Source organism: Paenibacillus sp. A3M_27_13 (assembly GCF_024213315.1).
Taxonomy (GTDB): Bacteria; Bacillota; Bacilli; order Paenibacillales; family Paenibacillaceae; genus Paenibacillus; species Paenibacillus polymyxa_B.
On the sequence record NZ_JANAVE010000011.1, the window covers coordinates 142606 to 157634 of the forward strand.

Consider the following 15029-nt stretch of genomic DNA (forward strand, 5'->3'; position numbering starts at 1 on the left):
ACGACTACCGCGGGGCGTAAGTTGGTTGAATTTGGGTCTTTTTTTGTTTCCGTTTTTCATTAAAATCCCGGGGGGATCAGCATGAGCAATCAGAAAATTGCACGAGAAATACTGCCTTTATTAGGTGGAGAAGAAAACGTAAAAGATGTAACTCACTGTGTAACTCGATTGCGTCTTACCCTTAAAGACAATGAGAAAGCAGACAAAGCTGGTATTCAGGCTATACAGGGTGTTATGGGAGCGACAGTCAATGGGGGGCAATTTCAAATTATTGTTGGGGATAAGGTATCCGATGTTCACAGCGAATTTATAAAATTACTGGGTAACCGTCAAGTTGCGGATGATAGTAGTTCTGCATCAGGTTCGAAAGGCTTCAAAGGGATTCTCAATTCCTTCTTTAATGTCATCTCAAGTATTTTTGCTCCAATCATTCCAGCAATCATCGGGGCGGGATTACTTAAAGGGATTATCACATTACTCTCATCTTTTGAACTCGTATCTTTGGAAAGTAGCACATATAAGTTGCTATCTGTATTCGCTGATGCGGCTTTTTATTTCTTGCCTATCCTTCTTGCTTTTAGTACGGCGAAAAAGTTTAATGCTAACCAATATGTCGCTGGGGCGATTGCGGGTGTTTTGATTCATCCTAACTTAGGTGCTCTTTTGAACGGTGAATCACCTGTCACCCTAGTTGGCATCCCGATTACTTCAGTCATATACGCATCGTCTGTATTACCCATTATTCTGGGCGTGTGGTTTATGTCTTATGTGGAAAAGGTTTTAAAACGTATCATTCCTAAGGTTCTTCAGTCTATCTTTTTGCCACTGCTTACATTGTTGATTGTTTCTTCTATCATTCTTATTGCGCTTGGACCTGCTGGTACACTCATAGGAAATGGAATCGCCGTCGGATTTATTTCACTATACATGAACTATGGATGGCTAGCGGGGCTTCTTCTCGGAGGATTTTATCCGCTGATTGTCATCACAGGTATGCATTACGGGTTCTTGCCAGTCATGTTCCAATCCCTTTCTAAGTATGGTGTTGACTATATAATGGGGATTGCAGTTGCAGCCAATTCGGGTCAGGCAGGGGCGACTCTTGCGGTATATTTGAAAACCAAAAACAAAGAATTCAAGGCTGTAGCTGGAACAGCAGCACTGAATGCCATTATCGGGATTACCGAACCTGCTCTTTACGGTGTAACCGTTAAGTTAAAAAAACCGTTGATCGCAGCTGCCATTGCTGGAGGCCTGGGCAGTGCAGTAATGGGATGGTTTAAAGTTGGTGCCACGGGAATTGGTACCGGGCCGATTGCAGGGTTACCATTTTTCTTCGGTTCCACATTCCTGTATTTCTTGATCGGCTGTGCAGTTAGTTTTGTTGTTGGTTTTGTTCTGACACTCATTATTGGATTCGAAGATATTCCAGAGAGAAAAGAAGCTGTAGCCGTCTCTTCGAATAATACAATTACAGGGACGATAGAGAGTGATCCTAGAGCACCCGTAACGGTACAATTTAATAATCCAGATCGTGTTCAACCTATTCTTAGTCCTATTCATGGAGAAGTGGTAGAACTCTCGCAAGTCAGTGATCCTGCCTTTGCAGCTGGTATGATGGGCAAAGGAATTGCAATTAGACCCACTACAGGAAGAGCGGTGTCACCTGTGAAAGGTACGGTCGCGACTGTTTTCAAGAAGAAACACGCCATTGTTGTTGTGGCTGACAGTGGAGCAGAAATATTGATTCATATTGGCATAGATACCGTTAAACTGAATGGTCAACATTTTGAGACTCACGTTGAAGTAGGTCAACATGTTGAGGCTGGCGATCTGTTGGTTGAGTTCGACATAGAACAGATTAAAAAAGCTGGCTATGACACGGTAACTCCTATTATTGTAGCTAATTATAATGACTATGTCGATGTTAATGCAGAATCAATCGGAAGTATTGATGAAAAAGATCCTTTAATGAAGGTAATCGGATAAAGAAAATTTGGAGGGTGAAAAACAATGGATTTTACAAAAAAATCGGTGAATGAAATTAAAACGTCGGGGGATTTATTCCCCCCTGACTTTCTCTGGGGCGGAGCCGTGGCTGCGAATCAGATCGAAGGTGCATATCTGGAGGATGGTAAGGGATTATCTGTCTCAGATGTGTTGTCGGACGGAATATTCGGTCAGATCCTGGATAAGCCTGATGGTGAATATCTCAAACACCAGGCCATTGATTTTTACCATCGTTACCCCGAGGATATCGCATTGTTCGCAGAAATGGGGTTCCGAACACTAAGAACTTCTATAGCGTGGACCCGGATTTTTCCGAATGGAGATGAAGCCATTCCTAACGAAGCAGGTCTGGAATTTTATGATCGGTTATTTGATGAACTGCTCAAATACGGAATTCAACCATTAGTTACACTTTCTCATTATGAAATGCCTCTTGGACTCGTCCATAAGTACGGTGGCTGGTCTAATCGAGAAGTGATTACTCTTTTTGAACGTTTTTCGAGAGTTGTTTTCGATCGGTATGGGGACAAAGTAAAGTATTGGCTGACATTCAACGAAATTAATATGATGCTTCATGGTCCTTTTATTGCAGGAGGAATTTATCCTGATCAGGCAACTGAGCAAGTAACTTATCAGGCTATCCATCACCAATTCGTTGCAAGTGCTTTAGCAGTGAAGGCTTGTCATGAAATTATTCCCGATGCTCAGATCGGGTGCATGATAGCGGGTGGCCCAATGTATCCTCTTACACCTAAACCAGAGGATGTGTTGGAAGCCATGCGTAAAGACAGGGAGAATTTCTTCTTTGCAGATGTGCAAGTCAAAGGTAAATATCCTGGGTATATACTGCGTTATTTCAGAGAATCCAATATTGATCTCGATATCACAGAAGAGGATCTGAAGACACTTAAACACACGGTCGATTTCATTTCTTTTAGCTATTACATGAGTTACTGTGCAACGACAGATCCTGAACTTAATGAGCAATCCAGAGGCAATATTATGAGCGCGGTTAAAAATCCGTACCTTTCAGCTTCCGAGTGGGGTTGGTCAATCGATCCAAAGGGATTGCGCTACACGTTAAATCAGTTCTATGACAGATATGAAAAACCTTTGTTTATTGTCGAGAATGGCCTAGGCGCAATAGATGTCCCGAATGAGAAGGGGATTGTTGAGGATTCCTATCGGATTGATTATATCCGCGAGCATCTTGTGCAAGTCGCAGAAGCGATTCAAGATGGAGTCGAGGTCATGGGATACACTAGTTGGGGATGCATAGACATCGTAAGCAACTCCACCGGAGAGATGCGTAAACGTTATGGCTTCATTTATGTCGATCGTCACGATGATTTATCGGGAACTTTTGAGAGAACACGAAAGAAGAGTTTCAATTGGTACAAAGAAGTCATCGCTACCAATGGAAAAATCATTACAGAGTAGAGGTAAAACAGCCGAAACATGTTCCATAACGAATGGAGGTGTTTCGGCTGTTTCAAATTTAATGTTATGAACATGAATTTAGAGGACTTGCCGAGGGATAACAGGCAAACTAATCATGGTCTCAGTATCTATAAATTTTAGTGTATCTTCATCCACTAACAAACCTTGCGGCGAAACCCAAGCTGCCTCTGCTACGGCTGCATTTTCGAAGATGTATAACGAAACAGCATCATAGGGTGCTTCGTCGGGGACGTAGGCTCCATCTCCCTTCCCCGGTTTTCGAGTAGGATGCTGCCGATAAGAAATAAGCCCCGGAAGCTTGGTAGCAAGAGCTCCATGAGTGAATTCATAATGATAGCGAAACTCTTCAAGTGACATCCCTGGTTTTCTTCGGAACACAAACATGATGCTATGTCCTTTTTCAGGATATACATTTAACTCTTTTATACTTTCCATTATGGTTTAGCCTCCTCGAGTTAGTTTATTTAACATATGGTTATTATAGCAATGGAAATGAACATCCTAATAGTGTCTTAATCTAGAGTTTTATGGTGCAAATCAATTTTTGTTTGGAATGTGTACTGTTTCACGTTATGTTTTATTCCATAAAACTATTCGTATACTTCGAGCATAAAAGGGGGAAGGAACTCATGGGTGTTCTTCTTATACAAATAGACGAGAATGATTTCATGGAAGTGAAGGAGCTGATCACAAGGAATTATGCAGGAGCTAAAGTCATTACTGTGAATCAGTTGCCCGGGGATACGGATTGGCTTCTAAGTATGACAGAAATACCTGATCTTTTGGATAGACTTATCAATACAGCTGGGGAACCTGCGGTGCAACGCGTTTTACATTATATAAACTGTCACTTTAGAAGATCATTAACGTTGGAGGAGGTATCTTCTGAAGTCCATTTGAATCCAGTCTATTTCAGTCAGTGGTTTAAGCAGAAGACCGATTGTGGGTTTAAAGAATACATTACACATATTAGACTTCAGGAGGTACGACACTGGCTGCTAAATAGCGATCACACCATCAACTGGATCGCTGAGTATGTGGGGTATCAGGATACAGCACATCTATCTAAACTATTCCGAAAACATTTTGGTTTGGCTCCAGGGATGTATAGACAAAAGATAAGAAATGAACGCCAAGCATCAAGATAGTCCATTTTCAAAAAAGTATTTGAGGAAAAGGGTCACCAAGCTCAGGATTCGGCATGGGTCCTCTAACATATTTCATTAAGCATATAGGTGTTCAAGGAAAATAAAGTATTCTTTGGGAGAAGAAGGACGATTAGTAACTATGCAGAATTGTGATACCTCATTTTTCATACTCGTTGAGAACATCGTGTAATACATGATGTTCTCAAATAACTTGTTTTCGCTAATCTTTAAGTTAAAGAACGGGTTATCTCGCTTATGAAGGGTACACCTGATTCCTTTTAAACAATCCCCATACCTGTTCGGCCATGTATTTCGGTGAATGTGGCATGTTATTTATAATCCACCATTCGATTACCCCAATGAATGCAAAGGCCATAAAGTGTGTGATCAATAGCTTGTCATACCCCTTATTAAGGTCCTCCATATTGACTTGGTCTTTTATGTTCCCCGTCACGATCTCTAACATATGCTCCCGAAATGCAGGGATTCCTTTATTCGAAAGCATGGAAGCGAAAAACGTATGGTTCTGCTCAAAGTATTGAAAAACAGGTAACAAAGAATGAATAAAATCAACCTTTTCCTGATTTGGATCGGTTGAGATGCAAACGGAGATCATTCTGCTCAAATGCTCATCGATGCATTTGTTAAGAAGATCGTATTTATCGGTGTAGTGAAAATAAATGGTTCCCCTGTTAACATTCGCTCGATCCGCAATCTCATTAATAGTTATTTCTTCAAAATCCTTCTCCGAGATCAAACCTATAAATGCATTAAATATGGCTGCCTTTGTTTTTAGGATTCTACGATCGATTTTAACTCCCATAATGTATAGCCTCCAGAAGATATTTAACAAATTATTCGAATCCGTTGAATATAAAACAAAAATCACTTTTTTAGCGATTGAAGAAATCAACATAATCCATATAATAATAACCAACGGACGTTATATATTCAACAAAAGTTCGATAAAGTTTTGCTGTAACCTAAATGTTCATTGGGTCAAAAGAGCAATCTAACAATAAAATATCGAGGTGATCGACTAATGAACATAACGCTTTTTGGTGGTAGTGGTGCAATTGGGAAAATTTTGACTGAGGTAGCAATTCAAAACGGGGATAACGTTACCCTTTATGCTAGAAATGCGGGGAAAATTGGACAGAAACATGAGAAGCTAAATGTTGTCGAGGGTCAATTATCTAATCAAGACTTGGTGGAACAAGCACTGTCGAATGCCGATGTCGTCATTAGTACATTGGGACCCGCACTTGATACGTCCAGAAAATTAAAAGGTACCCCTGTTGCGGATGGTCATGAGGTTATTGTAAATGCGATGAGAAAGTTAAATAAGAAACGACTCATTACACTTGCTACTCCAACCTTGAAATCTGATAAGGATCGGAATTCGATTGCCACAATTGTACCGGGAATTATGGCCAAGGTGATGTTTCCGAATGGTTATTACGAAATGAAAAAGCTTGAGGAAATCATCAAGCGATCTTCTTTAGACTGGACAGTAGTTCGGATTATTAATCCAAATGTAAGGCATAAGGAAAACGTTCATTATGCTTACTCGCTAGGCGATCAGCCAGCCAAAATGGGGGTATCCCGAGAAAATATCGCTAAATTTATGTATCATGCAGCTTCCGAGCCATCCTTAATTCATCAAATGCCGATTGTATACAACAGTTGAGAAAGGATTCGATCTGTTTATCAAGTGAAGGGAGAGGAACGAAATGAAAGTAGAGATTTGGTCGGATATTGGCTGCCCATTTTGTTATATCGGAAAACAGCGTTTCGAGGACGGGCTGGGGCTGTTTGCATCCAAAGATAAAGTGAATGTGGAGTACCGGAGCTTCCAGCTAGATCCTTATGCCGAGAAATACCCAGCTTACGATGTACACGACTTGTATGTTTCAAAGCATGGTGGCAGCAGAGAAGAAGCCAAGGCCATGCATAAACAATTTGCCCAACAAGCGAAGGGTGATGGAGTGGATTTTCAATTTGACCGAATAATCCCTACTCATTCGCTCGATGCGCATCGATTGATCAAGTTTGCGGGTACCTATGGCAAGAGTGCGGAAGTGTTGGAGCTTCTGTATAAAGCATATTTCACAGATTCCAAGCATATCGGTGACGCGGACACACTGGCTGACATAGCGGCGGAAGCTGGTATGGATCGCGAGAAAACGCTCAACGTGCTGGAAAGCACGCAATATGTGGATGAAGTTCGTGCAGATGGGCGTGAAGCAAGCAGCCTTGGAGCTACAGGTGTACCTTTCTTTGTCATCAACCGCAAATATGCGATTTCAGGCGCACAATCAAGTGAAGTGTTTCTGGAGACGCTGCAAAAAGTATGGGACGAGGAACATCCGCTGATGACGTTAGATACGACTCTAAACCAAGAATCAGGCAATATTTGCGAGGATCGTTATTGTACGCCAAAAAACAGCTGACGGAGGCGCCATTAAAGTAATCGTAAAACAGCGGCAGTCTAGGACTTTATTTTCTCGTCCATAGCTACCGCTGTTTCTTTTATTGGAGCTCTTTGGGTTTTAATGCTTGGCGAATCAGTTGATTGAATTGACTCATATGGTGATCAAAACTGAAATGTTCGTCAGTGGCTGTACGTGCAATAAGGCCGTCAATCAGCGCATACAACCAGAGAGAAAGGGTCTCCACATCATATTCTGGATCTACTTGTTTTTCATGAATAGCACTTGTAAGCAGATTTTTGAATGATTCACGCATGATGATATCACTTTGATTGAAGACATGTCGCACGCCCTTATTGCGTGAAGCTTCAGCCAAAATTTCGATCCATAATCTCTGGTCCATAGGATATACGGGATTACTGACACAACTAGTTATAATCGTCAGAATCTGTCCGAGAGGATCTTTTTCGGTTTCTTTAAATTCCATTTTGGCCAAGGCATGGCGCTGTTCTTCTTCCACCAGTGCAATAATAAATGCATCTTTACTTGGAAAGTGGCGGTACAGATTCCCTGCACTCATTCCTGCTTCTTTTGCAATTTCGACAATGCCTGTTTTGTGAAATCCATTGCGTGAAAAACATCGAACAGCAGCCTCGATGAGCAAGCGTCTGCTATCGTCTTTTTGTTTCATTCGTTTCGATTTAGGCGGTTCAGAGTTATTCATTGTACTTCAAATGTACAGGGATACCTTCTTGGCTCTTATCCCTGCAACCTCCTTGTTTCGCGAAATAATGTACATCCATCATACCATGTACATTACCATAGTCTGCATTTGGATTAAAGTGTATTAAAGACTGGACGCTCTTTATTATCAATATCTCCAAGCAGAGGTAAACGAGACAGCATGTTCGCCAAGAAATAAGAGTCCCAAGGGAAATGTTCAGTGATCCCTAGACCGACTACATCATAGGATTTGGCTACATCTTGCAAAACTCGGATAATGGTTTCCATACTTGATCCTTGTGGGAAGCTCTTGGTGTATTCTTCGTATGTTCCCGGATAAGCAACCAGAAGAGAACGGAATTCTTTCATATCCAGAACATCCAGATCAAAATGAATAATAATCTTGGACGGTTTTTTCTCAGCTAGCCATTGGAGCACTTTAGAACTATCCTGCTTAATTTCATCGGGACCTACAATATCTAATTTCATGTTTTTCATGGGCTCTGAGTGAAGAGCATCGATCATGTCGTTCAATCCTACATATAGGATTTGTTCAGGTTTAAAAAGATGGGGCACCTCTGCAACAAATTCCTGATCACCTACCCCAAGCAAATTGGCAAGAACATGAGCATGATGATTTTCAAAGTCTTCAGGGATCGAGACATCAGGGTGAGCATCTACCCATAACAGAGCAACATCTCCATCATATTTCTCATTCAAATAAGAAAAAGGAGCAAGTTCTACACTGCAATCCCCTCCAAGGACAACGATACGTTCAGGGTTATGTTTATGAATTAGACTTTTGGCTGATCTAGCTTGTTGCAATACGGTACTTTTGGAAATTATACCTTGTTCTTTTTCTACATTAGGGTTCAGATCGACGGGTACTTCTTCAAAAGGACCATTAGACTTGGGAGCAAGCCAGTTTAACAAGTGAGCTCCCAGAACGTAAGGAGGGTTGTTCCCTCCTTGCCATTGAGGGAATAACAAACGCAGTGTACGGCTTGTATCCATTTCATTCATAAGATATTTCTCCTTTTATTTAAGTTAGTGATCGTTCATTCACTGAAAATGATACAAGATTACTTTTTATATTGCAAACCCTAAATAACAGGGAATGCCTATTTGAAATTATGCTGATTATACAATGACAATCATTGAGCTTATAAAAGGCAGGCGTTGATGACGGCCATTGCACAGAATGTGAAGAAAATGGCCCGACACCTACATGTCTTTTGTGGCTTAGAAATAGGCTTTCTCAACTTAAAAATTATTCCACATTGGTTGATGATTTTTTGTGACGTTTAATGGGTGAACCAGAGTTATCTTTAATAAATTTTCCACTAAACAGCTTTGTGAAAGATATCTTTCATGATACAGTGGAAAAACGGTGTAGTTTTACCGCCGCCATTTATTTGAAAGTGGAATTATGTACTATAATAAGTAAGCATTTTAAAAACTTTCTTGAATTAAACTGAGGTGCTCAATGAATCGAATTTTACTGGTTGAAGATGATGATAATTTGGTGTTCGGTATTGAATATACTTTAACAAGTGAAGGATATGGCGTTGTTCTTGCGGGTAGCTTGGAAGAAGCCAGAAAGGCATTAAAGACAGACGACGTCGATTTAATTTTGTTGGATATAAATTTACCTGATGGTTCAGGGTATGACCTGTGTAGGGAAATCCGTGCATTATCCCAGGTTCCCATCATTTTTTTGACAGCTTTGGATGAGGAGACAAATGTTGTTGCTGGTCTTGATTTGGGAGCAGATGATTATATGACCAAACCGCTCCGTACCAAAGAACTTCTCTCTAGAATGAAAGCCGTATTAAGGCGCAATCATAAGCCCAAGGATGAACCGAATAGATGGATATCCGACGATATTGAAGTTCGAGTTCTAGAAGGAATTGTTCTTAAAAACAATCAGGAACTTTTATTGACGGGGCTGGAATATCGATTGCTATTGATGTTAATGACTCACCCCAAGCAAATTTGCAGCAGAAGTATCATCCTTAACAGTCTGTGGGATATGTCAGGAGAATTCATTGATAACAACACCCTTTCAGTTCATATCAGAAGGTTAAGAGAGAAGATCGAGGATGTTCCTGCAGTACCGAGATACATCATTACCGTTCGAGGAGTCGGATATAAATGGAATGCAGATATTGTAGGGAGATAAACCATGAATGAATTCGTCCGTAATCCAGAGTGGAAGTCTATTACTGTTAAAGCGATCGTATTACAAGTTATGTTAGCGGTAATCATATTCTTTTATATGAGTTATCAAGTCAGTCAGATCAATAAGGCCGTGGTTAATCAAAATGCTGCATTGATTGGTTATGTTTTGAAGCAAGCTCCTCAACTAGAAAATGAAATTATCCACTTTATCACTCAGGGTGCACAAGAAAATGAAATCGTAGAGGGAAAACGCAGCCTGGCTCAATATGCATATAAGGAAGATATGCCCGTAAACGATCAACCTGTACTCTCGGATAACGCCTTACCCATGAAAACGGCGGCTCAGGTTTTGCTTTATAGTATTCCATTACTGCTGTTATTGGGATGGGAATACCGCAAAATATTTAACAAGATTCGAACCATAACCTTTGCAGCGGAGCAAGTTGTTGAACATCAGTTTGATCAACCGCTTCCGGAGAATGATGAAGGGGACTTTGGCGCATTAGGACGAAACTTTAACGCGATGGCCGAAAGGTTACACAACAGTCTTCGGCAACTCCAACAAGAGAAAATGTTTCTACGCAACTTGCTTTCCGATATTTCGCATCAGCTCAAAACGCCACTAGCAATCCTCATCGTTTTTAATGAAAATTTGCTAAATGATCCTCATATGAAAGAAGAAATGAGAACGAAATTTCTGGATCGAGGCCGTCAACAACTAGAGCGAATGGAATGGCTGATTATCAGTTTGCTGAAGCTGGCACGGGTCGAAGCCGGAGCAATAACGTTCCTGATAGAACGCGTTCGAGTAAGAGAAATGATCGATCATGCTGTACATTCGTTGCGAATGTTATCCGAGCAAAGGAAGCAGAAGATTCACATTCATGGTGGAGAAGATATGTATGTTTGGGCGGATGAAGAATGGCTAACAGAAGCCTTGATTAACTTGATTAAAAATGCACTGGAACATACGCCACTAGAGGGAGGAATTGATGTTATTTTAGAAAAAAATTCATTATTCCAGACAGTAATCATTCGAGATCAAGGAGAGGGCATTTCCCCAGAAGATTTGCCTCACATTTTTGAACGATTCTATAGAGGGAGAAGAACGACAAAGCCGCAAAGTCTTGGCATTGGCTTGTCTTTATCCAAGTCCATTATTGAAGAGCAAGGCGGTATGATCACCGTTGTAAGTCAGTTAGGGCTAGGAACAGAATTTAGAGTTTCGTTTAATAAATGGGATAGTGGAGGAAGCTTACAATAACGTAAGCTTCCTCTTCACTTTATTGTAAGCTTCGATCTTTATAATAACAAACATACAAAGTGAAACATTAGCTCAGGAGGTAAACAGGTGGAAATACTAAAAACTATTAATTTGTGTAAAACCTATGGAAGTGCAGAGGCAAAGGTTGAAGCTTTAAAAAATGTCAATTTCTCTGTTCAACATGGAGAATTTGTTGCCATCGTAGGAGCCAGTGGATCAGGAAAAAGTACCTTAATGCATCTTCTAGGTGGAGTGGACCGCCCGGCTAGTGGACAGGTCATCATCGATGGTACGGATCTTTACTCCAGAAGTGAAGAGGAGCTCGCTGTATTCCGAAGACGGAAAATTGGATTTATTTTTCAATCATACAATCTGATCCCGGTCCTATCTACAGAGGAAAATATCAAGTTACCGATGCTATTAGAGAACAAAAGGGTAGATGAAAATTATGTTCAGGAATTAATGGGTATATTAGGTCTGGCCGAGCGGAGACATCATCTTCCATCCGAATTGTCAGGCGGACAACAGCAAAGAACGGCGATTGGCCGTGCGTTAATTAATAAACCGTCAATTATCTTGGCGGATGAACCTACCGGAAATCTGGATAGTAAAAACAGCAGGGATATTATGGACTTACTTATGTTTTCAGTTAAAAAATATAATCAGACGTTAATCATGATCACGCACGATTTGAATATTGCTAAAATCGCAGATCGAGTCGTAAGAATCGAAGACGGAGTCCTTCTACAGGCAAATGAGGTGAGTGAAAGTTGAAAAGCTACACAGATCTTACTGGAAAATATTTAAAGGGACAGAAAAAAAGATCGATGCTTACAATCTTAGGTATAATCTTGTCGGTTACACTGTTTACTTCCATTGGAACAATCGGGATGAGCTATTGGGATAAGTCAGTCAGACAAACCATGCAGGACTTCGGAGATTACCACGTCTCTTTCAATGGTATTTCAGGAGAAGCAATCCCGAAAGTCAAAAACAATGCAGCCGTAAAAAGTGCCGGCGTCATCAGTAGAGAAGGATATGCTGTCCTTAGGGAAACAAAAGAGAAGGAAAAGAAGGAAGATCCGTTTGCCGCACCCTACCGGTACTTGAATGTCAAGGGATATAATGCGAATGCAATGAACATGCTTCAGTCACAGCTAGACTCGGGCAGGTACCCGGAAAATTCGAATGAAATTATCCTTTCATCTTCGAGTCTGAGTTATTTTTTAAAAAAACCAAAGCTTGGCGAAACAATTACGCTAAACCTTGGAATCCGGAAGGTGGCGTCAACTGGTGAAGACAAAAAGATTAACGGACTTGGCGATTATGGTTGGGATCTTGACGAAGCCTTCCAAGCTCAATCCCAAAGAGAATATACTGTTGTAGGCTTTATGAAGCCGTCAAGCAAAGAGAATTGGTCTTCCGGATACATCTTTCCTGCAATTACTTTCAATGATAACAAGAGTATCGATAACTACAAAAATTACTTTATTTACGTCAAAATGAAATCTTTGAAGAACATCAAAGAAAAGACGGAAGCCTTGAGGTCCTCTTTACAGCTGAGTAATGTCGAACAAGGTTCCGCTATGCAACTGGATAGGGATAACTTTATTGAAAATGTAAGAATTGAGTACAATAATGAACTGCTTAAATTGTATGGAAAAAGCATTTATGAAGGTGTGAATAACAGCTTAATCCTAACTTTCGCTGCTGTCATTGCGATTATAATGATTTGTACGATTGCAATGATTTATAATATTTTTCATATTTCTGTACTGGAGCGGATCTCACAATTCGGTATGTTAAGATGCATTGGAGCTACACCAGCCCAAATTCGCAAAATTGTGATGCAAGAAGCAACCCTGATAAGCTTGATCGGCATACCCATCGGGATTCTCACAGGAACCCTTTTTATGAAGGTATTGTTTTACAATATCAGCTTGTTAACGTTAGGTTTCTTAAATGATATGAGAATGGTCATTTCCCTACCGATTCTAATCTCTGCCGGTTTATTGGGCTTGCTGAGCGTATACCTTTCCGCTATTGGACCAGCAAAACAAGCAGCTCGCGTATATCCTCTTGAAGCGCTGAAAAATGCGGGAAGCTCGAAGGTTGAAAATATCACAAAGGTCAAAAAGTCTCTGTATGTTAAAAAGCTGTTTGGCGTCGTAGGGCAATTCGCCAGCAGAAACTTGCAACGGAACAAGAAACGTTTCCGGATTACAGCCTTTTCCATGATTATTAGTATTATTTTATTTATTGTCTTTAGTGGTTTGGTTGATTTCATGCAGCAAATAACACAGCTCTCGGGTGCGCAGTATTCTTATTCGCTTTCCTATGATGGTCCTTCAAGTCGAATAGACGATACTGTGTATCGGGATGTTTCTAAGCTTGATGCTGTTCAACAAGCCTACAAATTTTACAGTAATCAAGTAGATGCAATCATCCCTAAGGATAAGATCAATCCCATATATTATGGATTTCATAAGGATCGATACATCGTTGCCGAAGGGGAAGGGTATCGAACAGATAATAATTTCCTTGTGTCCTACGGAGACAATGGCTTGGATGCTCTGCAATCCAAACTCACGGCCGGGAAGATTGACAAAGAGAAAATGAACCAAGAGAATGGCGTTATCGTCCTACAAAAAATAATGATGATGACAGAAGAAGGCAAACGACTAATTCTCGATCAAACCCAATTTAAGGTTGGAGATCACATCAAAATCCGAACAATTGACGGAAATCATAATGAATATCAAACCGTGACTGTGGTCGGAATTGTCGATCAAGATTTGTTATCGAAGAAATATAGTACAGGTCAAGATCTTTCATTTATTACGACGCCGAAAGTATACTCCAAGATTATGGGTAGCGACACTTATTCCAGAATATTTATCCTCGCTAATCCCGATATATCAAATCATCCTATAACGGACTATCTTAAATCATTAACTGATAAAAACGCTGGTTTTAACTACCATGATCGAGTGGCAGAGGTCGCTCAAGCTAAAAACGATGCAAAGACTTTTAGTATCTTGCTTTACGGTTTTATCGGTGTCATTGTTCTAATTGCTTTCTTGAACATTGTAAATACAGTAAGTACGAATCTAATTCTTCGTACGAAAGAATTTGCAACCCTCAAGGCCATCGGCATGACCCAGAAGGAAGTGAGAAAAATGATTATTTTAGAAGGCGTATTTTATGGACTATTTGCCGCCGTGATCGGAATTATCCTAGGGACGACGCTGAATTATGGAATACAAGTTCTCTTTGCGAGTGCTTTGGATGCAGATTGGGTGTTCCCGTGGTACAGTATCGGCATCGCTTTCGCAGGTTCGATGATTACGACGATCGTCGCAACGATTGGGCCGATGTACAGGTTGAATAAAGTTAGTATCGTAGATGCTCTCCGGAGTGAGAACTAGGATCGGTTGGTTAAAAAGTGTAACACAAAGCCAGCTAAAAATAATGAATTTAAAACAGGCACCCTTTAATCATATGGGGTGCCTGTTAAATCGTTCTTTAAATATTTCAGTAGTGATTCAGCGGGGGACGGTACGGCTATGAGCTGCTAACATCTGATATAACTAATGATATAAAATCCTTACTAGTAGATTGATCCAAAAATAATGTAACTATATTCTCATATGTAATTACGTAAAATAGTGTGCCCAAAGTGATGTAGACATTTGTCGCGGGACAAGAACATTTTGTCATTGCGGATTAGATAATTATCTAAGCAAAGTTTCTATCTTGTAGCTTATACTTTGGAAACACGGGTAAACGGAGAGGTGACAAAGAAAATCA

Annotated in this window: 13 protein-coding genes; 9 read left to right on the forward strand and 4 right to left on the reverse strand. The window is 40.5% G+C overall.

Going from position 1 to position 15029, the window contains the following annotated elements:
• Positions 1–81: 81 nt before the first annotated feature.
• Both NLX82_RS25230 and NLX82_RS25235 read left to right on the forward strand, forming a co-directional pair.
• Positions 82–1989, forward strand: a complete 1908-nt coding sequence (locus tag NLX82_RS25230) for a beta-glucoside-specific PTS transporter subunit IIABC (protein WP_053325476.1) — start codon at positions 82–84, stop codon at positions 1987–1989.
• A gap of 24 nt (positions 1990–2013) precedes the next feature.
• On the forward strand, positions 2014–3450 hold the full coding sequence (locus tag NLX82_RS25235; RefSeq protein WP_048481502.1) for a glycoside hydrolase family 1 protein: 1437 nt from the start codon (positions 2014–2016) through the stop codon (positions 3448–3450).
• A gap of 78 nt (positions 3451–3528) precedes the next feature.
• Here the strand turns inward: NLX82_RS25235 and NLX82_RS25240 are convergent, their stop codons facing one another.
• Positions 3529–3906, reverse strand: coding sequence for an EthD domain-containing protein (locus tag NLX82_RS25240; RefSeq protein ID WP_023988680.1), 378 nt, complete (start codon positions 3904–3906; stop codon positions 3529–3531).
• Between the two features lie 194 nt (positions 3907–4100).
• Between NLX82_RS25240 and NLX82_RS25245 the strand changes: the two genes are divergently transcribed.
• A complete protein-coding gene (locus tag NLX82_RS25245) occupies positions 4101–4619 on the forward strand; it encodes a helix-turn-helix transcriptional regulator (protein WP_023988681.1) in 519 nt (172 codons plus the stop codon).
• Between the two features lie 253 nt (positions 4620–4872).
• Here NLX82_RS25245 and NLX82_RS25250 read toward each other — a convergent pair whose 3' ends face one another.
• Positions 4873–5442: a TetR/AcrR family transcriptional regulator gene (locus NLX82_RS25250; protein ID WP_176716834.1), complete on the reverse strand. Its 570-nt coding sequence runs from the start codon at positions 5440–5442 to the stop codon at positions 4873–4875.
• Between the two features lie 219 nt (positions 5443–5661).
• Here NLX82_RS25250 and NLX82_RS25255 point away from each other — a divergent pair, with 219 nt between their 5' ends.
• On the forward strand, positions 5662–6309 hold the full coding sequence (locus NLX82_RS25255) for an NAD(P)-dependent oxidoreductase (protein ID WP_028541251.1): 648 nt from the start codon (positions 5662–5664) through the stop codon (positions 6307–6309).
• A 43-nt stretch (positions 6310–6352) separates the two neighbouring features.
• On the forward strand, positions 6353–7072 hold the full coding sequence (locus NLX82_RS25260; RefSeq protein WP_069079927.1) for a DsbA family oxidoreductase: 720 nt from the start codon (positions 6353–6355) through the stop codon (positions 7070–7072).
• Between the two features lie 79 nt (positions 7073–7151).
• Here NLX82_RS25260 and NLX82_RS25265 read toward each other — a convergent pair whose 3' ends face one another.
• Positions 7152–7742 (reverse strand): TetR/AcrR family transcriptional regulator, encoded by a 591-nt coding sequence (locus tag NLX82_RS25265; protein WP_179085402.1) that lies wholly within the window; start codon positions 7740–7742, stop codon positions 7152–7154.
• Between the two features lie 146 nt (positions 7743–7888).
• Positions 7889–8797 (reverse strand): arginase family protein, encoded by a 909-nt coding sequence (locus NLX82_RS25270; RefSeq protein WP_075154216.1) that lies wholly within the window; start codon positions 8795–8797, stop codon positions 7889–7891.
• Between the two features lie 463 nt (positions 8798–9260).
• Between NLX82_RS25270 and NLX82_RS25275 the strand changes: the two genes are divergently transcribed.
• The 4 genes from NLX82_RS25275 to NLX82_RS25290 all read left to right on the forward strand — a co-directional run bounded on the left by NLX82_RS25275 (position 9261) and on the right by NLX82_RS25290 (position 14647).
• On the forward strand, positions 9261–9956 hold the full coding sequence (locus NLX82_RS25275; RefSeq protein WP_023988687.1) for a response regulator transcription factor: 696 nt from the start codon (positions 9261–9263) through the stop codon (positions 9954–9956).
• A 3-nt stretch (positions 9957–9959) separates the two neighbouring features.
• Complete coding sequence (locus tag NLX82_RS25280; protein WP_023988688.1) at positions 9960–11219, forward strand: HAMP domain-containing sensor histidine kinase; 1260 nt, start codon at positions 9960–9962, stop codon at positions 11217–11219.
• An 87-nt stretch (positions 11220–11306) separates the two neighbouring features.
• Positions 11307–11993 carry an ABC transporter ATP-binding protein gene (locus NLX82_RS25285; RefSeq protein ID WP_254349224.1) on the forward strand — a complete coding sequence of 229 codons (687 nt, stop codon included), beginning with the start codon at positions 11307–11309 and terminating at the stop codon, positions 11991–11993.
• A complete protein-coding gene (locus NLX82_RS25290) occupies positions 11990–14647 on the forward strand; it encodes an ABC transporter permease (RefSeq protein WP_254349225.1) in 2658 nt (885 codons plus the stop codon). The genes NLX82_RS25285 and NLX82_RS25290 overlap by 4 nt, the downstream gene beginning before the upstream one ends.
• The last annotated feature ends 382 nt before the right edge of the window (positions 14648–15029 follow it).